General features: G+C 44.8%; 17 protein-coding genes and 3 pseudogenes. 18 read left to right on the plus strand and 2 right to left on the minus strand.

What is annotated here, in order from left to right:
• Positions 1–45: 45 nt before the first annotated feature.
• The 3 genes from pfkA to BV11031_RS03415 all read left to right on the plus strand — a co-directional run bounded on the left by pfkA (position 46) and on the right by BV11031_RS03415 (position 3,282).
• Positions 46–1,005: a 6-phosphofructokinase gene (gene pfkA / locus BV11031_RS03405; protein WP_010329683.1), complete on the plus strand. Its 960-nt coding sequence runs from the start codon at positions 46–48 to the stop codon at positions 1,003–1,005.
• A 42-nt stretch (positions 1,006–1,047) separates the two neighbouring features.
• Positions 1,048–2,805, plus strand: a complete 1,758-nt coding sequence (gene pyk / locus BV11031_RS03410; protein ID WP_010329684.1) for a pyruvate kinase — start codon at positions 1,048–1,050, stop codon at positions 2,803–2,805.
• A gap of 93 nt (positions 2,806–2,898) precedes the next feature.
• Positions 2,899–3,282 (plus strand): FxsA family protein, encoded by a 384-nt coding sequence (locus tag BV11031_RS03415; RefSeq protein WP_010329685.1) that lies wholly within the window; start codon positions 2,899–2,901, stop codon positions 3,280–3,282.
• Positions 3,283–3,312: 30 nt separating this feature from the next.
• Here BV11031_RS03415 and ytvI read toward each other — a convergent pair whose 3' ends face one another.
• The gene (ytvI, locus tag BV11031_RS03420; protein WP_010329686.1) at positions 3,313–4,428 is read right to left on the minus strand and encodes a sporulation integral membrane protein YtvI; all 1,116 of its coding nucleotides are present in this window, start codon (positions 4,426–4,428) and stop codon (positions 3,313–3,315) included.
• A gap of 96 nt (positions 4,429–4,524) precedes the next feature.
• Between ytvI and BV11031_RS03425 the strand changes: the two genes are divergently transcribed.
• From BV11031_RS03425 to coaE, 10 genes and pseudogenes are all read left to right on the plus strand, one after another.
• Positions 4,525–4,989: a DUF441 domain-containing protein gene (locus tag BV11031_RS03425; RefSeq protein ID WP_010329687.1), complete on the plus strand. Its 465-nt coding sequence runs from the start codon at positions 4,525–4,527 to the stop codon at positions 4,987–4,989.
• A gap of 330 nt (positions 4,990–5,319) precedes the next feature.
• The gene (gene citZ / locus BV11031_RS03430) at positions 5,320–6,438 is read left to right on the plus strand and encodes a citrate synthase (protein WP_010329688.1); all 1,119 of its coding nucleotides are present in this window, start codon (positions 5,320–5,322) and stop codon (positions 6,436–6,438) included.
• Positions 6,439–6,602: 164 nt separating this feature from the next.
• Entirely contained in the window at positions 6,603–7,874 is a 1,272-nt protein-coding gene (gene icd / locus BV11031_RS03435; protein WP_010329689.1) for an NADP-dependent isocitrate dehydrogenase, read from the plus strand.
• A 43-nt stretch (positions 7,875–7,917) separates the two neighbouring features.
• Positions 7,918–8,856 carry a malate dehydrogenase gene (gene mdh, locus BV11031_RS03440; RefSeq protein ID WP_010329690.1) on the plus strand — a complete coding sequence of 313 codons (939 nt, stop codon included), beginning with the start codon at positions 7,918–7,920 and terminating at the stop codon, positions 8,854–8,856.
• Between the two features lie 212 nt (positions 8,857–9,068).
• Positions 9,069–9,791, plus strand: coding sequence for a two-component system response regulator PhoP (phoP, locus tag BV11031_RS03445; protein WP_010329691.1), 723 nt, complete (start codon positions 9,069–9,071; stop codon positions 9,789–9,791).
• A complete protein-coding gene (gene phoR, locus BV11031_RS03450; RefSeq protein WP_010329692.1) occupies positions 9,784–11,523 on the plus strand; it encodes a sensory box histidine kinase PhoR in 1,740 nt (579 codons plus the stop codon). Before phoP ends, phoR begins: the two co-directional genes overlap by 8 nt.
• Before the next feature lie 241 nt (positions 11,524–11,764).
• Entirely contained in the window at positions 11,765–14,407 is a 2,643-nt protein-coding gene (gene polA / locus BV11031_RS03455) for a DNA polymerase I (RefSeq protein ID WP_010329693.1), read from the plus strand.
• A 22-nt stretch (positions 14,408–14,429) separates the two neighbouring features.
• Positions 14,430–15,257 carry a DNA-formamidopyrimidine glycosylase gene (gene mutM / locus BV11031_RS03460; RefSeq protein WP_010329694.1) on the plus strand — a complete coding sequence of 276 codons (828 nt, stop codon included), beginning with the start codon at positions 14,430–14,432 and terminating at the stop codon, positions 15,255–15,257.
• 151 nt (positions 15,258–15,408) lie between these two features.
• Positions 15,409–16,059 (plus strand): annotated as a pseudogene (gene ytaF, locus BV11031_RS03465) (sporulation membrane protein YtaF); the annotation flags it as partial.
• A 15-nt stretch (positions 16,060–16,074) separates the two neighbouring features.
• Positions 16,075–16,668, plus strand: a complete 594-nt coding sequence (coaE, locus tag BV11031_RS03470; protein WP_010329696.1) for a dephospho-CoA kinase — start codon at positions 16,075–16,077, stop codon at positions 16,666–16,668.
• Between the two features lie 300 nt (positions 16,669–16,968).
• Here the strand turns inward: coaE and BV11031_RS03475 are convergent.
• Positions 16,969–17,288: pseudogene (locus tag BV11031_RS03475) on the minus strand (aldo/keto reductase); the annotation flags it as partial.
• A 225-nt stretch (positions 17,289–17,513) separates the two neighbouring features.
• On the opposite strand from BV11031_RS03475, the pseudogene BV11031_RS03480 reads away from it, so the two are divergent.
• From BV11031_RS03480 to dnaB, 5 genes and pseudogenes are all read left to right on the plus strand, one after another.
• Positions 17,514–17,893, plus strand: a pseudogene (locus BV11031_RS03480) (winged helix-turn-helix transcriptional regulator).
• 204 nt (positions 17,894–18,097) lie between these two features.
• Complete coding sequence (locus BV11031_RS03485; protein WP_010329699.1) at positions 18,098–19,120, plus strand: glyceraldehyde-3-phosphate dehydrogenase; 1,023 nt, start codon at positions 18,098–18,100, stop codon at positions 19,118–19,120.
• 238 nt (positions 19,121–19,358) lie between these two features.
• Positions 19,359–19,739 (plus strand): adenosylmethionine decarboxylase, encoded by a 381-nt coding sequence (gene speD, locus BV11031_RS03490; protein WP_003223584.1) that lies wholly within the window; start codon positions 19,359–19,361, stop codon positions 19,737–19,739.
• 269 nt (positions 19,740–20,008) lie between these two features.
• On the plus strand, positions 20,009–20,467 hold the full coding sequence (nrdR, locus tag BV11031_RS03495) for a transcriptional regulator NrdR (protein ID WP_010329700.1): 459 nt from the start codon (positions 20,009–20,011) through the stop codon (positions 20,465–20,467).
• A 114-nt stretch (positions 20,468–20,581) separates the two neighbouring features.
• A complete protein-coding gene (dnaB, locus tag BV11031_RS03500) occupies positions 20,582–22,003 on the plus strand; it encodes a replicative helicase loading/DNA remodeling protein DnaB (protein ID WP_010329701.1) in 1,422 nt (473 codons plus the stop codon).
• Positions 22,004–22,026: the final 23 nt, after the last annotated feature.

Consider the following 22,026-nt stretch of genomic DNA (forward strand, 5'->3'; position numbering starts at 1 on the left):
GATCATGTTATCTTTAATCATATATGTTGCTGAGGTGAATGGAGAATGAAACGTATAGGGGTATTAACGAGCGGCGGGGATTCCCCGGGAATGAACGCAGCAGTTCGCGCAGTAGTCAGAAAAGCGATTTATCATGATGTTGAAGTTTACGGCATTTACAACGGATACGCAGGATTGATCAGCGGAAAGATTGAAAAGCTTGAACTCGGATCTGTAGGCGATATTATACATCGCGGAGGAACAAAGCTATATACGGCAAGATGTCCTGAATTCAAAACGGTTGAAGGCCGTGAAAAAGGGATAGAAAACTTGAAGAAGCTTGGTATTGAAGGCCTTGTTGTCATCGGCGGAGACGGCTCCTATATGGGTGCGAAAAAATTAACGGAACACGGGTTTCCATGTGTGGGTGTACCGGGTACAATTGATAATGACATTCCGGGCACTGATTTTACAATCGGTTTTGATACGGCTTTAAATACAGTAATTGACGCAATTGATAAGATCCGCGATACAGCGACTTCTCATGAACGTACATATGTGATCGAAGTAATGGGCCGCCATGCGGGCGACATCGCATTGTGGGCCGGACTTGCAGGGGGCGCGGAATCAATCCTCATCCCTGAGGCAGACTATGACATGCACGAAATCATTGCCCGCTTAAAACGCGGCCACGATCGCGGCAAGAAGCACAGTATTATTATTGTGGCCGAAGGTGTAGGCAGCGGAGTTGAATTCGGGAAACGCATTGAAGAAGAAACAAATCTTGAAACTAGGGTATCTGTATTGGGCTATATCCAGCGCGGAGGTTCTCCAAGCGCTGCTGATCGTGTGCTGGCAAGCCGTCTAGGGGCCTATGCGGTTGAACTGCTGCTTGAAGGAAAAGGCGGACGCTGTGTAGGTATACAAAACAATAAGCTTGTAGACCATGATATTATAGAAATATTGGAGACAAAACACACAGTTGAGCAAAACATGTATAAGCTTTCAAAAGAACTGTCTATCTAACGCGCAGCTGAAGGCTGAAGATTTCAGAAGGAAGTGAACCAAATGAGAAAAACTAAAATTGTATGTACCATTGGTCCGGCAAGTGAAAGCATTGAAATGCTTACGAAATTAATGGAGTCTGGAATGAACGTGGCTCGTTTGAATTTTTCTCACGGAGATTTTGAGGAGCATGGCGCAAGAATTAAAAATATCCGTGAAGCAAGCAAAAAGCTAGGCAAAAACGTTGGTATCCTGCTTGATACAAAAGGTCCTGAAATCCGCACACATACAATGGAAAACGGAGGCATTGAGCTTGAGACAGGCAAAGAGCTTATCGTTTCAATGGACGAGGTAGTAGGAACAACAGATAAAATTTCAGTGACTTATGAAGGTTTAGTCGATGATGTTGAACAGGGTTCAACGATTCTGTTAGATGACGGACTTATCGGCCTTGAAGTGCTTGATGTTGATGCCGCTAATCGCGAAATCAAAACAAAAGTATTAAACAACGGAACACTCAAAAACAAAAAAGGTGTTAACGTACCAGGCGTAAGCGTCAATCTTCCGGGTATCACTGAAAAAGATGCACGAGATATCGTTTTCGGTATTGAGCAGGGAGTAGACTTCATCGCCCCATCTTTCATACGGCGTTCCACGGACGTGCTTGAAATCCGTGAGCTTCTTGAAGAGCACAAAGCACAGGATATTCAAATCATCCCTAAAATCGAAAACCAAGAGGGCGTTGACAACATCGATGCTATTCTCGAAGTGTCTGACGGCTTAATGGTTGCACGTGGAGACTTAGGCGTGGAAATCCCAGCTGAAGAAGTGCCGCTCGTGCAAAAAGAACTGATCAAAAAATGCAACGCGTTAGGAAAACCTGTTATTACAGCGACGCAAATGCTCGATAGCATGCAGCGCAACCCGCGTCCGACTCGTGCGGAAGCAAGTGACGTTGCAAACGCGATCTTCGACGGCACAGACGCCATCATGCTTTCTGGTGAAACAGCTGCCGGAAGTTATCCGGTTGAGGCGGTTCAAACCATGCACAACATCGCGTCCCGTTCTGAAGAAGCTTTAAATCATAAAGAAATTCTTTCTAAACGCAGAGGGCAAGTAGGCATGACGATTACAGACGCCATTGGACAATCTGTCGCGCACACTGCGATTAACCTGAACGCTGCTGCGATCGTAACACCGACTGAAAGCGGTCATACAGCGCGCATGATCGCAAAATACCGTCCTCAGGCGCCGATTGTTGCGGTTACTGTGAATGATTCTGTTTCCAGAAAACTTGCGCTCGTATCTGGCGTATTCGCGGAAAGCGGCCAAAATGCAAACACAACAGATGAAATGCTCGAGGATGCTGTCCAAAATTCATTGAACAGCGGAATTGTAAAACACGGCGATCTGATCGTTATTACAGCAGGCACTGTCGGTGAGTCTGGCACGACGAACTTAATGAAAGTTTACACTGTCGGCGATATCATCGCTAAAGGACAAGGTATCGGACGCAAATCAGCGTTTGGCCCGGTTGTCATTGCACAAAATGCAAAAGAAGCTGAGCAAAAAATGACTGACGGTGCGGTACTCGTGACTAAAAGCACTGACCGTGACATGATTGCATCTCTTGAAAAAGCGTCTGCCCTTATTACAGAAGAAGGCGGCTTGACAAGCCATGCTGCGGTAGTCGGATTAAGCCTCGGCATTCCGGTTATCGTTGGCCTTGAAAAAGCGACATCTACTTTAACAGACGGCCAGGATATTACAGTTGACGCATCCAGAGGGGCAGTCTACCAAGGCCGCGCGAGCGTTCTTTAATCACAGGTGAAAACGGAAGGGGGAATCCCTTCCTTTTCTCTTTATCTTGCCTTATATTGACAGAGGTGTGTTACACGTGTGGGGGGCTCGGATATGAGATTTTTATTTTTGCTTTTTATTGTGTTTCCGGCAATAGAAATCGGGATTTTCCTGTTTTCAGGCAAGCTGATCGGCATTTTGCCGACGGTCCTTCTCATGATTCTGACGGGCATTATCGGCGCAGCAGCTGCAAAAAAACAAGGAACCGAAGTGTATCACAAGGTTCAGCGTGATCTTCAATATGGCAAGATGCCGGGAGAAACGATTGTTGACGGCCTGTGCATTTTCATTGGCGGTCTTTTGCTGATGCTGCCGGGCTTTTTATCAGATTTGGCCGGCGCCTGTTTACTTATTCCGTTTACCCGCAGCTGGTGGAAGCCGATTCTGTTCAAATGGCTGAGAGGAATGTCGAAGAACAAACGGATCATCATCAAATAAAAACGGCAGCCATGAATATGGGCTGCTGTTTTATTTTTGCTGAACGGTGATATACGACCATATTTCCTTACATGTGCCCGTTGTGATGAAAGCTTGGATGATGACGAGAACAGCCGGCCCCGCAATGAGTCCTAAAAATCCGAATAATTTAAAACCGGCAAATAGAGAGATGAGTGTTGCCAAAGGATCGATGCCGATTGATTTACTAAGTATTTTTGGTTCAGTCAGCTGCCGCTGAATAAGAACAACAAGGTACAGTACGCCGATTCCGATGGCCTGAGGCAGCTGGCCTGTAACCGATAAATACAAGATCCACGGCACAAATACGGAGCCCGCACCCAAATAAGGGAGAAGGTCAACAAGCCCTATTAAAAAAGCAATTGTTGCGGCATGTTCAACGCTTAAGAGAGAAAGGCCGATAAATACAATGACCATTGTAATGAAAACGAGAACGGCCTGCGCTTTGATAAAACCGGTCATTGCTTTTTTTAATTCATTGCTGATCGCTCGACTGCTGGCTGTAACCTGATCCGGCAGAATTGAAACGAACAAGCCTTTCAGCTTGTGCCAATCCTTTGTCATAAAAAAAGTTGCCAGAAGAGAAAAAATCAGAACAGCTGCTGTATTTGGAAGAAGCGCGAAAAACCCCGGGATCATTTCTAATATGTGTGACAACAGCAGCCCGGCATTTTTGGCGGCGGTATCACCGAGTGTCTGAATATGAGTGACGATGGAAGCTTGCTGATTGGTCTCTAATTCTTGAAACAAAACCGTCAGTTCGTTATAAAGCGGCTGGATATGAGTCGTAAATAATTGTTCGCAATAGGAGATAAACGTGCTGATATGCGGAGGCAGCGTTTTTGCAAGATAGGCTGTTCCTGTCACGATTTCGGCTACCAAAATGGTGAGTACGCCAAAGGCTGCGAGAAGAAAAAAAGCAAGCACGCCCAGAACGTTTAGCGTTCGGGGGAACCCGGTCACCTTGTCCAAATAGTCGACAACAGGATGAATCGCTGATGATAGAATAAGGGCGATCAGGAACGGATAAGTTAACGGAAACGAATAATAGGCTGCAGCTATCACTCCTGCGGTAATTGATATGACAAAGAGGGTTCTGAAAAAAATAGTGATATAAGATTGATTCATGAAATTAATCCTCCTCTCGTCAGCATGTCCTATTTTTTATATGTATTCACGCTCCGGCTGAGTATGAATACATTCATCTGAAAGGAGGGATGGCATGTGTTTACACAAGCGAATTTATTTTTAATTTTACTCTTGGCTATCGCACTTATCGCAAAAAATCAATCATTGCTTTTTGCTGTATCCGTCCTCTTGATCATCAAAATCATTGGACTTGACCAGAAATTATTGCCAACCATCCAGTCAAAAGGCATTAACTGGGGTGTGACCGTTATTACCATCGCCGTTCTGGTTCCGATTGCAACCGGTGAAATTGGGTTCAAGCAGCTTGGAGAAGCAATGCGGTCTTCCTATGCATGGATCGCCTTGGGAGCGGGGATTGCAGTGGCGCTGATTGCCAAAAATGGCCTGACGTTGTTGGAAAATGACCCGCATATTACAACTGCACTCGTGATCGGGACCATTCTCGCAGTCGCGCTTTTTGGAGGAGTGGCGGTGGGACCGCTGATCGGAGCGGGGATTGCTTATATCGCCATGCAGATTGTAAAACTGTTCACTTCGTGAAAAAAGCGGCCGAAAGCCGCTTTTTTTTATATGCAAAAACCCGCAAATAAAGGCGTTTTTTCGGTGAAATCACAGAATGAAAAAAAAAATTATAGGTAAACATTTAACAAATGTCTGATTATTGTTTATAATGAGAATAGGCTTAAACTTAAATAAGCTTATAAGAATTTGTTATGGTCTTTCATAAGCAAGCGGTTTCATTGCCAGCAGGCAGTAAAATGTAAGCATTTTCTTTTGGGGGGAGAAATACTTGCATCATGCTTTTTAAGTTAGCCTCATGTTTTTACAACACTCTTAAAGGGGAAATTTATTGAAAAGGAGATGTTATATATGACAGCGACACGCGGTCTTGAAGGGGTTGTAGCAACAACATCATCTGTTAGTTCTATTATTGATGATACCCTTACATATGTGGGGTATGATATTGATGATTTAACAGAGAATGCAAGTTTTGAAGAAGTCATCTACTTGCTTTGGCATTTAAGGCTGCCAAACAAAAAAGAGCTGGAAGAGTTAAAGCAGCAGTTTGCGAAGGAGGCTGCCGTTCCGCAAGAAATTATTGAGCACTTCAAATCTTATTCCCTCGAAAATGTTCATCCCATGGCTGCTCTTCGGACAGCAATTTCATTACTGGGCCTGCTTGACAGCAAGGCTGATACCATGAACCCGGAAGCCAACTACAGAAAGGCGATCCGCCTTCAGGCAAAGGTGCCTGGCCTGGTTGCAGCGTTTTCCAGAATCCGCAAAGGCCTTGATCCTGTTGAACCGAGAGAGGACTACGGCATTGCAGAGAATTTTCTCTACACATTAAACGGTGAAGAGCCTTCGCCAATTGAGGTTGAAGCCTTTAACAAAGCGCTGATTTTACATGCTGACCATGAGCTCAACGCATCAACATTCACAGCAAGGGTCTGCGTTGCAACACTTTCCGATATCTATTCAGGCATTACTGCTGCAATCGGCGCGCTTAAAGGCCCTCTCCACGGCGGGGCGAATGAAGGCGTGATGAAAATGCTGACAGAAATCGCCGAAGTGGAAAACGCTGAGCCGTATATCCGTGCAAAGCTGGAAAAGAAAGAAAAAATTATGGGCTTCGGCCACCGCGTCTATCAGCATGGCGACCCGCGCGCGAAGCATCTGAAAGAAATGAGCAAGCGCCTGACCAACCTGACAGGCGAAAGCAAATGGTATGAGATGTCGATTCGCGTAGAAGAGATCGTCACATCAGAGAAAAAGCTGCCGCCTAACGTTGATTTCTACTCGGCTTCTGTTTATCACAGCCTCGGCATAGACCATGATTTATTCACACCGATTTTTGCTGTAAGCAGAATGTCCGGCTGGATTGCTCACATTCTTGAGCAATATGACAACAACCGTCTGATCCGCCCTCGCGCAGATTACACAGGGCCGGACAAACAAACGTTTGTTCCAATTGAAGAAAGAGCCTAAAGAACCACTGGAGGCTGGCTTGGGTTGATGAAGTTAGCCTCTTGTTCAGAACATCAAAAATGGTTTACAATTTAAATTGAATATTGGGAAAAATCATTTTGTTTTTTATAGAAGAAAAATAAAATGTTTTCTAAATACGAATTACATACTGGGAGGTTTTTATTGTGGCACAAGGTGAAAAAATTACAGTCTCTAACGGAGTATTAAACGTACCAAACAACCCGATTATCCCGTTTATCGAAGGAGACGGAACCGGTCCTGATATTTGGAACGCGGCTTCTAAGGTTTTGGAAGCAGCAGTTGAAAAAGCATACAAAGGCGAAAAGAAAATCACTTGGAAAGAAGTTTATGCCGGAGAGAAGGCTTATAATAAAACAGGTGAGTGGCTGCCTGCTGAAACATTGGACGTGATCCGTGAATATTTCATCGCCATTAAAGGGCCGTTAACGACACCTGTCGGCGGCGGTATCCGCTCTTTGAACGTAGCGCTCAGACAAGAGCTTGACCTATTCGTCTGCTTAAGGCCTGTAAGATACTTTACTGGGGTGCCGTCACCGGTTAAACGCCCTGAAGATACTGATATGGTCATCTTCCGTGAAAATACAGAAGATATTTACGCAGGAATCGAGTACGCAAAAGGCTCTGAAGAAGTGCAAAAGCTCATCAGCTTCCTGCAAAATGAGCTAAACGTCAACAAAATCCGTTTCCCAGAAACATCAGGTATCGGCATTAAGCCTGTTTCTGAAGAAGGAACGAGCCGTCTGGTCAGAGCTTCTATTGATTATGCAATTGAACACGGCCGCAAATCTGTAACGCTTGTTCACAAAGGAAACATCATGAAGTTCACAGAAGGCGCCTTCAAAAACTGGGGCTATGAACTGGCTGAAAGAGAATACGGAGATAAAGTCTTCACATGGGCTCAATATGACCGCATTGTTGAAGAACAAGGAAAAGACGCTGCGAATAAAGCGCAAAGCGAAGCGGAAGCAGCAGGCAAGATCATTATCAAAGACAGCATTGCTGACATTTTCCTTCAGCAGATCTTAACGCGTCCAAACGAGTTTGATGTCGTTGCGACAATGAACCTGAACGGAGATTATATTTCTGATGCTCTTGCTGCGCAAGTCGGCGGAATCGGTATCGCTCCTGGGGCGAACATCAACTATGAAACAGGGCATGCGATTTTCGAGGCGACGCACGGAACGGCTCCTAAATATGCGGGCCTTGATAAAGTAAACCCATCCTCAGTTATTCTTTCTGGCGTTCTGCTTCTTGAGCATTTAGGATGGAAAGAAGCGGCTGATTTGGTTATCAAATCTATGGAAAACACAATTGCTTCTAAAGTCGTAACTTACGATTTTGCCAGATTAATGGACGGCGCGACCGAAGTGAAATGTTCAGAGTTCGGAGAAGAATTGATTAAAAACATGGACTAAGCAAGGAAACAGCCTAAAACTAGCCATAAAGGAGAAGAGAGACATGGGAAATACTCGTAAAAAAGTTTCTGTTATCGGAGCAGGTTTTACCGGAGCGACAACCGCATTTTTAATCGCTCAAAAAGAGTTGGCAGACGTTGTTCTTGTTGATATTCCGCAATTGGAGAACCCGACAAAGGGAAAAGCGCTTGATATGCTTGAAGCAAGCCCGGTTCAAGGCTTTGACGCGAAAATTACGGGAACATCCAATTATGAGGATACAGCGGGTTCTGACATTGTTGTCATTACAGCCGGTATCGCAAGAAAACCTGGTATGAGCAGAGATGATCTAGTCTCTACAAACGAAAAAATTATGAGAAGCGTTACACGAGAAATCGTGAAATATTCTCCTGAGTCTATCATTGTGGTGCTGACAAATCCTGTTGATGCAATGACATACGCGGTGTACAAAGAATCAGGCTTCCCTAAAGAGCGCGTCATCGGCCAGTCCGGCGTGCTTGATACGGCAAGATTCAGAACATTTGTGGCAGAAGAATTAAACCTGTCAGTCAAAGATGTGACTGGTTTCGTTCTTGGCGGACACGGTGATGATATGGTGCCGCTTGTGCGTTATTCTTATGCCGGCGGTATCCCGCTTGAAACACTGATTCCGAAAGAACGGATTGACGCCATTGTGGAGCGCACAAGAAAAGGCGGAGGCGAAATCGTGAATCTTCTTGGAAACGGAAGCGCGTACTATGCGCCTGCGGCTTCTCTGTCAGAAATGGTCGAAGCGATCCTGAAAGATCAGCGCCGCGTCCTTCCTACAATTGCTTATCTTGAAGGAGAATATGGCTATGAAGGCATCTACCTTGGTGTTCCAACCATTGTAGGCGGCAATGGTCTTGAGCAAATCATTGAACTTGAACTGACTGACTATGAAAGAGCACAGCTGAATCAATCAGTTGAATCTGTCAAAAATGTCATGAAAGTATTATCTTAATAAAAAGAGAGAAAGGCTTGCTTACTAGAAGCCTTTCTCTTTTTGTTAGGATTGTAAGCGTTATCATTAATATCTTTAATTGGTTTAAAAATGATATAAAAGGCGAATTGCCGGAATATCCTGCTTTCGCTAAAATAAAATCATGAAACATGTTAAGATGACATAAAATAGAGAAATAGGATGTCGGGGAATTATAATACTGGAGGCACAGCATGAACAAGAAAATTTTAGTTGTGGATGATGAAGAATCTATTGTTACTCTTTTACAGTACAATTTGGAACGGTCAGGCTATGATGTCATTACCGCCTCGGATGGGGAAGAAGCACTAAAAAGAGCGGAAACAGAGAAGCCCGATTTGATTGTGCTGGATGTGATGCTTCCAAAACTGGACGGAATCGAAGTATGCAAGCAGCTGAGACAGCAAAAACTGATGTTTCCGATTTTAATGCTGACAGCGAAGGATGAGGAATTCGACAAAGTATTAGGGCTTGAGCTCGGTGCTGATGATTATATGACCAAGCCGTTCAGTCCAAGGGAAGTGAATGCAAGAGTCAAAGCGATTTTAAGGCGTTCCGAAATGGCTGCGCCCTCTAGTGAATTTAAGAACGATGAAATAGAAGGTCAGATTACGATTGGCGATCTGAAAATTCTGCCTGATCATTATGAAGCATACTTTAAAGACAATCAGCTTGAGCTGACACCGAAAGAATTCGAACTGCTGCTCTATTTGGGCAGACATAAAGGCAGAGTGCTGACGAGAGATCTTCTGCTGAGCGCTGTCTGGAATTACGATTTTGCCGGAGATACGAGAATTGTTGATGTTCATATCAGCCATCTCCGCGACAAAATTGAAAGCAATACAAAAAAACCGATCTATATCAAAACGATCAGGGGATTGGGGTATAAATTGGAGGAGCCAAAAATGAATGAATAAATACCGTGTGCGCCTTTTTTCTGTACTCGTTGTCTGTATGATTCTGGTGTTTATTGTCCTCGGGCTGTTTTTGCAGCAGCTCTTTGAAACATCTGGCCAAAGGAAAGCAGCGGAACACATTGAAAAAGAAGCCAAATACATGGCTTCGCTTCTTGATGCCGGCAACCTGAATCATCAAGAAAATAAGAAAATCATTAAAGATGCAGGCGGCGCGCTCGATGTGAGCGCATCCGTTATCGATACAGACGGCAAGGTGCTGTACGGATCAAATGGGAGAGCGGCAGATTCACAAAAGGTGCAGGCGCTTGTTTCTGGCCATGAGGGTGTCCTATCAAAAGCGGATAACAAACTTTATTACGGAATTTCGCTTAGAAGCGAAGGGGAAAAAACAGGATATGTGCTGCTTTCTGCCTCTGAAAAAAGCTACGGCTTAAAAGGCGAAATGTGGGGGATGCTGACGGCCAGTCTTTGTACCGCATTTATCGTCATTGTTTATTTTTATTCCAGCATGACCTCACGTTACAAAAGATCAATTGAGGCAGCGACAAACGTAGCAACAGAGCTGTCCAAGGGGAACTACGATGCCAGGACGTACGGCGGCTATATCAGGCGCTCAGATAAGCTCGGCCGCGCAATGAACAGCCTTGCCGTTAATCTGATGGAAATGACGAGAACGCAAGAAATGCAGCGAGACCGGCTGCTGACAGTCATTGAAAATATCGGCTCGGGGCTGATTATGATTGATGGAAGAGGCTTTATCAATCTCGTGAACAGGTCTTACGCCAAGCAATTTCATATCAATCCAAATCAAATGCTGCGCCGTCTTTATCATGATGCGTTTGAACATGAAGAAGTGATCCAGCTTGTCGAAGACATTTTTATGACGGAGACAAAGAAATGCAAGCTGTTAAGGCTACCGATCAAAATTGAACGGCGTTATTTTGAGGTGGATGGCGTTCCGATTATGGGGCCGGACGATGAATGGAAAGGAATTGTGCTTGTTTTCCATGACATGACGGAGACGAAGAAGTTAGAGCAGATGAGAAAGGATTTTGTGGCCAATGTTTCTCATGAGCTGAAAACGCCGATTACGTCTATTAAAGGGTTTACGGAGACGTTATTGGACGGGGCGATGGAGGACAAAGAAGCACTTTCTGAGTTTCTCTCTATTATTCTAAAGGAAAGCGAAAGGCTTCAGTCTTTGGTTCAGGATCTGCTCGATCTCTCAAAAATCGAGCAGCAAAATTTCACGCTCAGCATTGAAAGGTTTGAGCCAGCCAAAATGCTTAGTGAGATTGAAACGCTTCTTAAGCATAAGGCTGATGAGAAAGGCATCTTCTTACAACTGAACGTCCTGAAAGACCCGCTTTATGTATCGGGTGACCCGCACAGGCTGAAACAGGTCTTCCTTAATCTCGTAAACAATGCGTTAACCTACACGCCTGAGGGAGGCTCTGTAGCGATCAATGTGAAGCCCAGAGAAAACGACATTCAAATTGAAGTTGCCGATTCCGGAATCGGCATTCAGAAAGAAGAAATTCCGCGCATTTTCGAACGTTTTTACCGTGTAGATAAAGACAGAAGCAGGAATTCAGGCGGAACCGGTCTGGGTCTTGCGATCGTCAAGCATTTAATAGAGGCTCATGGAGGGAAAATCGATGTCACAAGCGAGCCTGGAAGGGGAACAGTCTTTACCGTGACGCTGAAACGTGCTGCTGAAACGTCCGCCTAATGTTTACAAAGGTTTAACAATATCTTCATGCACTGTTAAACCTATGCTGGTAGGATGTAGTAGAACCCCTTCATCCAAGGAGCCAATTTTGACGGCGGGAACCTTTTTGTGTTCCCGTCCTTTTTTGTGTCTTCTCGCAGTTCACGGATTTTCCTTTCAAATTGAACTTTGTTAAAATAAGAGGAGCTAATGACTATGTAAGAGATGAACGGAAGCCTGAGGCTTCTTAGGAGGATATTGAATGACGGAACGAAAAAAATTAGTGCTTGTAGACGGAAACAGTTTGGCTTACCGGGCGTTTTTTGCCTTGCCGCTGTTAAGCAATGATAAAGGTGTTCATACGAATGCCGTATACGGCTTTGCGATGATTTTGATGAAGATGCTTGAGGACGAAAAACCGACGCACATGCTGGTTGCATTTGATGCCGGGAAAACAACATTTCGCCACGGCACATTTAAAGAATATAAAGGCGGCAGACAGAAAACCCCGCCTGAGCTTTCCGAACAAATGCCGTTTATCCGCGAGCTGCTGGATGCGTATCAGATCAGCCGCTACGAACTGGAGCAATACGAGGCCGATGATATTATCGGCACACTTGCCAAATCGGCTGAAAAAGACGGATTTGAAGTAAAGGTTTTCTCAGGAGATAAGGATTTAACTCAGTTGGCAACAGATCAAACGACAGTTGCCATTACGAGAAAAGGAATTACCGATGTTGAGTTTTACACACCGGAGCACGTCAAAGAGAAGTACGGGCTGACGCCAGAGCAAATCATTGACATGAAAGGCCTGATGGGCGATTCCTCGGATAATATCCCGGGTGTGCCCGGCGTAGGAGAAAAGACAGCCATTAAGCTTCTAAAACAGTTCGCCTCCGTTGAAAAACTGCTGGAGTCTATTGACGAGGTGAGCGGGAAGAAATTGAAGGAAAAGCTTGAGGAGTTTAAGGATCAGGCATTGATGAGCAAGGAGCTTGCAACAATCATGACGGATGCGCCGATTGAGGTATCCGTTTCCGGGCTGGAATATCAAGGTTTTCACCGTGAACAGGTCATTTCCATCTTTAAAGATCTTGGATTCAACACGCTTCTTGAACGTCTTGGTGAAGATAGTGTAGAAGCGGAGCAGGAACAGGCGTTAGAAGAAATAAATGTCAATACCGTCACAGGCGTGACAAGCGGTATGTTGGTTTCTCCATCCGCTTTTGTCGTTGAACAGATTGGCGATAATTATCATGAAGAGCCGATTCTCGGATTTTCAATCGTAAATGAAACAGGATCTTATTTTATTCCGAAAGACATTGCTGTAGACTCTGAAGTTTTTAAGGAATGGGTGGAGGATGACAAGCAGAAGAAATGGGTCTTCGACAGCAAGCGGGCTGTCGTCGCTTTGCGCTGGCAGGGCATTGAGCTAAAAGGGGCGGAGTTTGATGCGCTTCTTGCTGCTTATATCATCAATCCGGCCAATTCATATGACGACGTTGCCAGTGTGGCGAAGGATTACGGCTTGCATCTCGTTTCAAGTGACGAATCAGTTTACGGCAAAGGAGCAAAACGCGCGGTGCCGCCAGAAAATGAACTGTCTGAGCACCTTGTCCGAAAAGCGTTAGCGATTCAAGCCCTCCGTGAAAAGCTCGTTCAGGAGCTGGAGAACAACGATCAGCTTGAACTGTTTGAAGATCTTGAAATGCCGCTTGCGCTGATTCTCGGCGAAATGGAATCAACGGGCGTCAAGGTCGATGTTGACCGTTTAAAACGGATGGGTGAAGAACTGGGCGCGAAGCTGAAGGAATATGAAGAAAAAATCCATGAGATTGCGGGAGAGCCGTTTAACATCAATTCTCCGAAACAGCTTGGCGTCATCTTGTTTGAAAAAATCGGCCTGCCAGTCGTGAAAAAAACAAAAACAGGTTATTCAACGTCTGCCGATGTTCTTGAAAAGCTGGCTGACAAGCATGACATTGTCGACTATATTTTGCAATACAGACAAATTGGCAAGCTTCAATCAACATATATTGAAGGGCTCTTAAAGGTGACGAGACAGGATTCACACAAGGTGCACACACGTTTTAACCAGGCTTTAACGCAAACAGGCCGTCTCAGCTCGACTGATCCGAATCTGCAAAACATTCCGATCAGGCTTGAAGAAGGGCGCAAAATCCGCCAAGCTTTTGTTCCGTCTGAAAACGATTGGCTCATTTTTGCAGCCGATTACTCGCAAATCGAGCTGCGGGTGCTTGCCCATATTTCTAAGGATGAAAATCTAATCGAAGCTTTTACAAATGATATGGATATTCATACGAAAACGGCAATGGATGTGTTCCATGTTGCCGAGGATGAAGTGACATCTGCGATGAGACGCCAGGCGAAAGCGGTCAACTTTGGCATTGTGTACGGCATCAGCGATTACGGGTTGTCACAGAACCTCGGTATTACCCGGAAGGAAGCCGGCGCATTCATTGACCGCTATTTGGAAAGCTTCCAAGGCGTAAAAGCGTACATGGAAGATTCAGTTCAGGACGCGAAGCAAAAAGGATACGTGACAACGCTTATGCATCGCCGCCGCTACATTCCTGAGCTGACGAGCCGAAACTTTAATATCCGCAGTTTTGCGGAGCGGACGGCAATGAACACGCCGATTCAAGGAAGCGCCGCTGATATCATCAAAAAAGCCATGATTGATATGGCTGCCAAGCTAAAAGAAAAACAGCTGAAAGCAAGACTGCTGCTTCAAGTGCACGATGAATTGATTTTTGAAGCGCCGCAGGAAGAAATTGAAATTCTTGAAAAGCTTGTTCCTGAAGTGATGGAGCATGCGCTTGCATTAGATGTGCCGTTAAAGGTGGACTTTTCCTCAGGCCCATCTTGGTATGATGCGAAATAAACAGAGATAGGAAGTGATGGATGTGCCGGAATTACCAGAGGTTGAAACGGTCCGGCGCACTCTGACCGGGCTTGTAAAGGGAAAAACAATCAAATCGGTAGAGATCAGATGGCCGAATATCATCAAACGGCCTGCCGAACCGGAGGAATTTGCGCGAAATCTAGCAGGAGAAACGATACAGTCTATCGGAAGACGGGGAAAGTTTTTGCTGTTTCATTTAAATCATTATGTCATGGTTTCCCACCTTCGAATGGAAGGGAAATACGGGCTTCATCAAGCGGAGGCGCCGGACGATAAACACGTGCATGTCATATTCACGATGACAGACGGAACCCAGCTTCGTTACAGGGATGTGCGGAAGTTTGGAACCATGCATTTATTTAAACCGGGAGAGGAAGCGGGTGAGCTCCCGCTTTCTCAGTTAGGGCCGGAGCCAGACGCAGAAGAATTTACGAGTGTGTATTTGAAAGAGCGGCTTGCCAAAACAAACCGCGCTGTCAAAACCGCTCTTCTGGATCAGAAAACGGTTGTCGGACTTGGGAACATTTATGTGGATGAGGCTCTTTTTAGAGCGGGTGTCCATCCCGAGACGAAAGCAAATGCGTTATCTGGAAAAACAATTGAAACGCTTCACGCTGAAATCAAAAACACCTTGCAGGAGGCGATTGACGCGGGCGGCAGCACAGTCCGCTCGTATATCAACTCCCAAGGGGAAATCGGAATGTTTCAGCTGCAGCATTTTGTGTACGGAAAAAAAGACGAACCTTGCAAAAATTGCGGAACGATGATCTCAAAAATTGTCGTCGGAGGCAGGGGCACGCATTTTTGCGCGAAATGCCAGAAAAAGTAGCATAAAGCTTCTTTGTCCAAGCTGTCAGTGCATATATCAGTAACTCTGTACGAGTAGGAATTGCCATTTTTGAAACACGGATTTTTCACTTTGCCATATACATGATTGTGATGAATCCCGGGCATTTCACATCTGATATAAGAGCACCAACAGAAAGGAAGAAACGGCTATGCAAATGGTTTCTATACTGCTGCTGGCGTTGGCTGTCAGCTTGGACAGTTTTTCGGTCGGATTTACGTACGGATTGAGAAAAATGAAAATACCGTTTAAAGCGATTTTGGTTATCGCCTGCTGTTCCGGTGCTGTCATGTTTATATCCATGCTGATCGGAAGCTTTCTCACAAAGTTTTTTCCTGTATATGTAACGGAGAAGCTTGGCGGGTTGATATTGATCGGAATCGGTGCGTGGGTTCTGTATCAATTTTTCAAGCCGGCAAAAGACAAAGAATACTTATTGCATGAGAAAACGCTGCTCAATTTAGAGGTTCGGTCTTTAGGGATTGTAATTCATATTTTGAGAAAACCTATGAGTGCGGATATTGACAAATCGGGTGTGATTACTGGAATTGAGGCGGTCTTATTGGGATTTGCCTTATCGATTGATGCCTTCGGAGCAGGGATAGGGGCAGCCATTCTCGGTTTTTCACCAATTGTGATGAGCATCGCCGTGGCGATCATGAGCTCGCTGTTTGTATCAATCGGAATCAACGCCGGCCATTTTCTGTCTAAGTGGAAATGGATCGATAAAATGGCGTTTTTGCCGGGGCTTCTGCTGATCACGATCGGGCTTTGGAAAATGTAAAAAGGAGTGGATCTCTTGACCTTAGTCATTGGTTTAACGGGAGGAATAGCTAGCGGCAAAAGCACGGTTGCCAATATGCTGATTGATAAAGGGATTACAGTTATTGATGCAGATATCATTGCAAAACAAGCGGTAGAAAAAGGGATGCCGGCCTACCGGCAAATCATTGACGAATTTGGTGAAGACATACTGCTCCCAAACGGTGATATAGATCGGAAAAAGCTAGGGGCGCTGGTATTTACAAATGAACAAAAGCGTCTCGCCTTAAATGCGATTGTTCATCCCGCAGTCAGGCAGGAAATGCTCAAGCGCCGTGATGAAGCCATCGCGAACCGGGAGGCATTTGTTGTATTGGATATCCCGCTTTTGTTCGAAAGCAAATTGGAATCTTTAGTTGATAAAATTATTGTGGTCAGTGTGACAAAAGAGCTTCAGCTCGAGCGTCTGATGAAGCGCAATCAGCTGACGGAAGAAGAAGCAGTCAGCCGTATCCGCTCTCAAATGCCCTTAGAGGAAAAAACAGCGAGAGCAGATCGAGTCATCGATAACAGCGGCACGCTTGAAGAGACCAGAAGGCAGCTTGATGAAATCATCAGCAGCTGGGCATAATACAAAACCCCCGTTTAATACGGACAGTGTTTCAGCATGTCGACAAACCCTCGCATTCGTTGTCAGGCCTAGGCGTCGGTGCTCACGAAAGACGAAAGGAACGGCGGCTAAATGCTTAGGCGTCCTGCCTAAACGCCGCCGTCATCACATCCTGTGAAAGTCTGCTCCGATGCTCGGCCTTCCTGGACTTCAAGGTTCAATCACGCTGAATAGATGACAAAATCCTAAAAACGAAAACCGTTTTAGGACTTTGTCAACAATCTGAACACCGTTCAATACAAACGGTGTTTTTTGACATGAAAAATCAAAGTTTTCCAGATCAGGGCCAGCGCGCAGGTTTTCATTCAGCGCATCGATGCGATTCATGTCATCCTTGTTACTTCAAAGTCAAATACGCTGGCATTTTCTATTATGAGTGTTCCTTTGTTGATTTAGGAATCGTTATGATGCCATGCTGCGGATTTGTTATATCTTTGAGCAATGTCAGCCAGTACAGGGTGATCCAGGCAGCTGCACCTGCATGAAAGGTGACCAAGCTTCCATCTGGATGCCTTTTTTTTGCAGTATGTCATCAGCTCTTTTTATTTAAGGTGCGGGTGAAATTCCATTTGATTGATCATAGATCAGAAGTGGCGGGAATGCTGCTTTTTTTGGCTGAAGTCATCATGTTCCTCCTTTGTATGATGTGTTGTATGATTGAAATTCTGCCGAGCAAGCTATATAAATAAAAAAGCAGATTCAAATCAGCCGGCAAATGTGATTATGAAACATATCGTTAGGAAAGAAAAGTACGTACTTTTAAGTGCTGTATTCACTTTTTGGTGCCTGTAAGGAGAATGGATTGTATGGGGAAGGGGAAATATAACATTTCTGTTGAAGCGACTCTTGAAGTGATTGGCAGGAAGTGGAAATTCGTTATTTTATGCCATCTGACGCACGGAAAAAAACACACGAGTGATGAAAGCGCCTGATGCCCAACATCACGCAAAAAAAGCTGACCCAGCAGCTGCGTGAGCTGGAAGTGGACGGCGTTATTAACCGGATCGTGTACAATCAGGTGCCTTCCAAAGTGGAGTACGAGCTCAGCGAATACGGCCGCAGCTTAGAAGGGATTTTAGATATGCTGTGTGATTGGGGGGCGAACCATATTAACAGAGTGTACGAGGATACATTTTCAGTGCTAGAAGAAAGTGTGCTCAATGATAAGTTGAGTCAGGAATCATAAACAATGGGGGCAGTCAGTGCGAAGCGCTGGCTGCTTTTTGATTCTCAAACTAAATTTGTGTGCAAGAAAATATATCGTGCATCATAAATTAGCGTTGTAATCGTTGATTTTTATCAATATGTACTGGCGAATTCATTTTAATGTGTTATACTAATTAAAGATGATAACAAATTAGGATGGCATAATTGATAAGGGGTGTCCAACATGAAGGTAAAAGTAGCGATCAACGGGTTTGGAAGAATCGGAAGAATGGTTTTTAGAAAAGCGATGGTAGACGATCAAATTCAAGTAGTGGCCATTAACGCCAGCTATTCCGCAGAAACGCTGGCTCATTTAATAAAGTATGACACAATTCACGGCAGGTACCACAAAGAGGTTGTGGCTGATGAAAACAGCCTGATCGTAAATGGGAAGAAAGTGCTTCTGTTAAATAGCCGTGATCCAAAACAGCTGCCTTGGCGGGAATATGAGATTGACATTGTCGTGGAAGCGACAGGAAAATTTAATTCGAAGGATAAAGCGATGGGCCATATAGAAGCGGGCGCGAAAAAAGTCATTTTGACTGCTCCGGGAAAAAATGAAGACGTTACCATAGTGATGGGAGTAAATGAGGACCAATTCGACGCCGATCGCCATGTCATTATTTCAAATGCGTCATGCACGACAAACTGCCTTGCGCCTGTTGTAAAAGTGCTGGATGAAGAATTTGGCATTGAAAGCGGGCTGATGACCACAGTTCACGCGTATACAAATGACCAGAAAAATATTGATAATCCCCACAAAGATTTGCGCCGGGCGCGCGCATGCGGTGAATCCATCATTCCGACGACAACAGGAGCGGCAAAGGCGCTTTCGCTCGTGCTGCCACATCTGAAAGGAAAGCTTCACGGCCTTGCCTTGCGCGTCCCTGTTCCGAACGTCTCATTGGTTGATCTCGTTGTCGATCTGAAAATGGACGTAACCGCTGAAGAGGTAAATGAGGCATTTAAACGTGCTGCCAAAACGTCGATGTACGGTGTTCTTGATTATTCTGATGAACCGCTCGTTTCGACTGACTATAATACAAATCCGCATTCAGCGGTCATTGACGGGCTTACGACAATGGTAATGGAAGACAGAAAAATAAAGGTGCTCGCTTGGTATGATAACGAATGGGGCTACTCCTGCAGAGTCGTTGATCTGATCCGCCATGTAGCGGCACGAATGAAACATCCGTCTGCTGTATAAAATAAGGTCATGGACGCTTTTTGAAGAAAAAACCCTTAACAGCATATTTCTGAAAAAACGCACCTTGCAAATTAGACTTAAACACAGTATACTATTTTTCGTGAACTTCTTGCTTGAGACTGTTTCGGAATTACTTAAAGGGTTAGGACCTCTCCGGACTAACTTTCCCCCGTGGTAAATGGCCGACCCAGTTGTTGGAATTTCACTTTTTAATTCTTGTTAAGGGGGGTCCATGACTATGGAAACAATGGGGCGTCACGTTATCTCCGAGCTATGGGGATGCGATTTTGATAAGCTGAATGACATGGATTTTATTGAAAAAACGTTTGTAAATGCTGCTCTAAAATCAGGTGCTGAGGTGCGCGAGGTTGCATTTCACAAATTTGCACCGCAAGGCGTAAGCGGAGTTGTGATTATTTCTGAATCACATTTAACGATTCACAGTTTTCCTGAGCACGGATATGCGAGCATTGATGTTTATACTTGTGGAGACTTAGATCCTAATGTCGCTGCTGACTACATCGCAGAGGCATTACATGCTGATACAAGAGAAAACATTGAAATACCAAGAGGAATGGGGCCTGTGCAAATTAAACAGGCACAAGCGAAAGTACTATAAAAGGAAACACGAACACAAAGGGAGCAAGCTAGAAAGCCGTTATGCGCTTTTTAGCTTATGCTCCTTTTATTTTTTATAAAGAAATAAAGCTGTCAGCTTTTTCTTTTTTCTTTTTTTTTGTAAAATAGAAAGAGATTTTCACAAACCACCTGATGCTGTAGATACAGCTTTACACAACGGCTCTCCCGACAGATGTCACATCTATTTTAAAAAGGCGGAGGCTGCCGAAAATACATTCCAGGGAACGAAATAGTTGGGAGCTGATTTTATTGAAATGTCCTTCATGCCAGCATAACGGTACGCGGGTCCTAGATTCACGTCCTGTTGATGACGGAAAATCCATTCGGCGAAGACGGGAGTGCGAATCCTGCCATTACCGGTTTACCACCTTTGAGAAAGTGGAGGAAACCCCGCTTATCGTCGTGAAAAAAGAAGGCGTGCGGGAGGAATTCAGCAGAGAAAAAATGCTGCGCGGCCTCATAAAAGCATGCGAAAAAAGACCTGTTCCACTCAAAACGCTTGAAGACATGTGCTTTGATATTGAAAAAGAACTTCGCAATCAAGGCTGCTCTGAGGTGAAAAGCGAGCTCGTCGGGGAAATGGTCATGGATCGGCTGGCTAAGATTGATGAAGTCGCATATGTGCGGTTCGCGTCAGTCTATCGGCAGTTTAAAGATATAAACGTCTTTATCGACGAATTAAAAGACTTAATAAAGAAAGAGCGGTAAAAGAGCTAAGAGGATTCTTCTAGCTCTTTTCTCATGTGCAAAATTGGCATTTGATAGATATGCGAAACGGTGTAAAATGAAAGGTAGAAACAAATTCGGAAGGTTTGAGAATGTATGGCTGACTATTGGAAAGATGTACTGCCTGTAGATCCGTATGTGGTCAAAAGCAGATCGATGCTGCAGGATATAGACAGACAAATTATCACACAACTGTATCAGCCCTTAATCGGCCCTGTTGCATTCTCACTTTATATGACATTGTGGGGAGAGCTGGAACAAAACCGTCTGTGGGGCGGCGAGTCCACACATAGACAGCTGATGGGGATGACACAGTCTAACTTAAAAACAATCCATCAGGAACAGGGGAAGCTCGAGGGCATCGGATTGCTAAAAGTATATATGAAAGAGTCCGAGCGGCAGGAGCGCCTCTTTATATATGAAATCCTTCCGCCGCTCAGGCCAAATGAGTTTTTTGAAGACGGGATGCTGAATGTTTTTCTGTATAATAGAGTCGGAAAAACAAAATACCAGCAATTAAAACAATTTTTCACGCACCCCGCCGTTTCAGAAGATGCCAAAGACATTACGCGTCCGTTTAATCATGCGTTTGAATCACTGCAGCCGAGTGAATGGAAGCTTACATCTGATATGGAGGAAACAGTGAGACTTGCCCCGGGCACAGAATATACTTCTGTCGGACAAGCTCCGTCCTACACCATAACAGAGGATGTGTTTGATTTTGATTTGTTTTTAGCGGGTCTTTCTGAGACGATGATTCCGAGAAAAGCGATGACCCAGCAGGTGCGGGACACAATCAAAAAGCTTTCTTATCTGTACGGAATAGATCCGCTGCAGATGCAAAATGTTGTGATGAGCGCGATTGATGAACGTGACGTGATTACGTCGGAGGCTTTAAGAAAAGCGGCCAGCGACTGGTATCAAATTGAAAGAAACGGACAGCTGCCAAACATCGTGGAAAAAACACAGCCGGTGCATCTGCGTGAGGGCGAAAAACCGGCGGAAGAGGATTCGTTGGACGGGAAGCTGATCGCCTTGCTGGAGACGATTTCTCCGAAGAAGCTTTTGCAGGACATTGCCGATGGAACAGAGCCGTCAAAAGCAGATCTGAAAATCATAGAAGAAATTATGTTTGAACAAAAGCTCGAGCCAGGCGTTACAAATGTGTTGATTTATTACGTCATGCTGAAAACCGACATGAAGCTGTCGAAAAACTATATCCAAAAAATCGCCTCGCATTGGGCCCGCAAAAAGGTGAAAACGGTCAGAGAAGCGATGAGGCTCGCGATAGAAGAAAACCGTCAATATCTTGAATGGGCTGAAGGGAAAACAAATCAGCCTTCAAAACGAAACCAAAAAGTGATTCGCGAAGAAAAACTTCCTGATTGGATGAAAGAAAAGGAGACAGCGTCCGATCCAGAATCCGGACAGCAAAAGCTGCAACCGCAGGATCTGGAAGAACAGAAGAAAAAGATGATGGAAGAAATGGAAAAACTCAAAAAATACTCTGCCTATTAAAGACAGAGATGCGGGGTGAAGGA

It is taken from the genome of Bacillus vallismortis (genome assembly GCF_004116955.1).
Taxonomy (GTDB): Bacteria; Bacillota; Bacilli; order Bacillales; family Bacillaceae; genus Bacillus; species Bacillus vallismortis.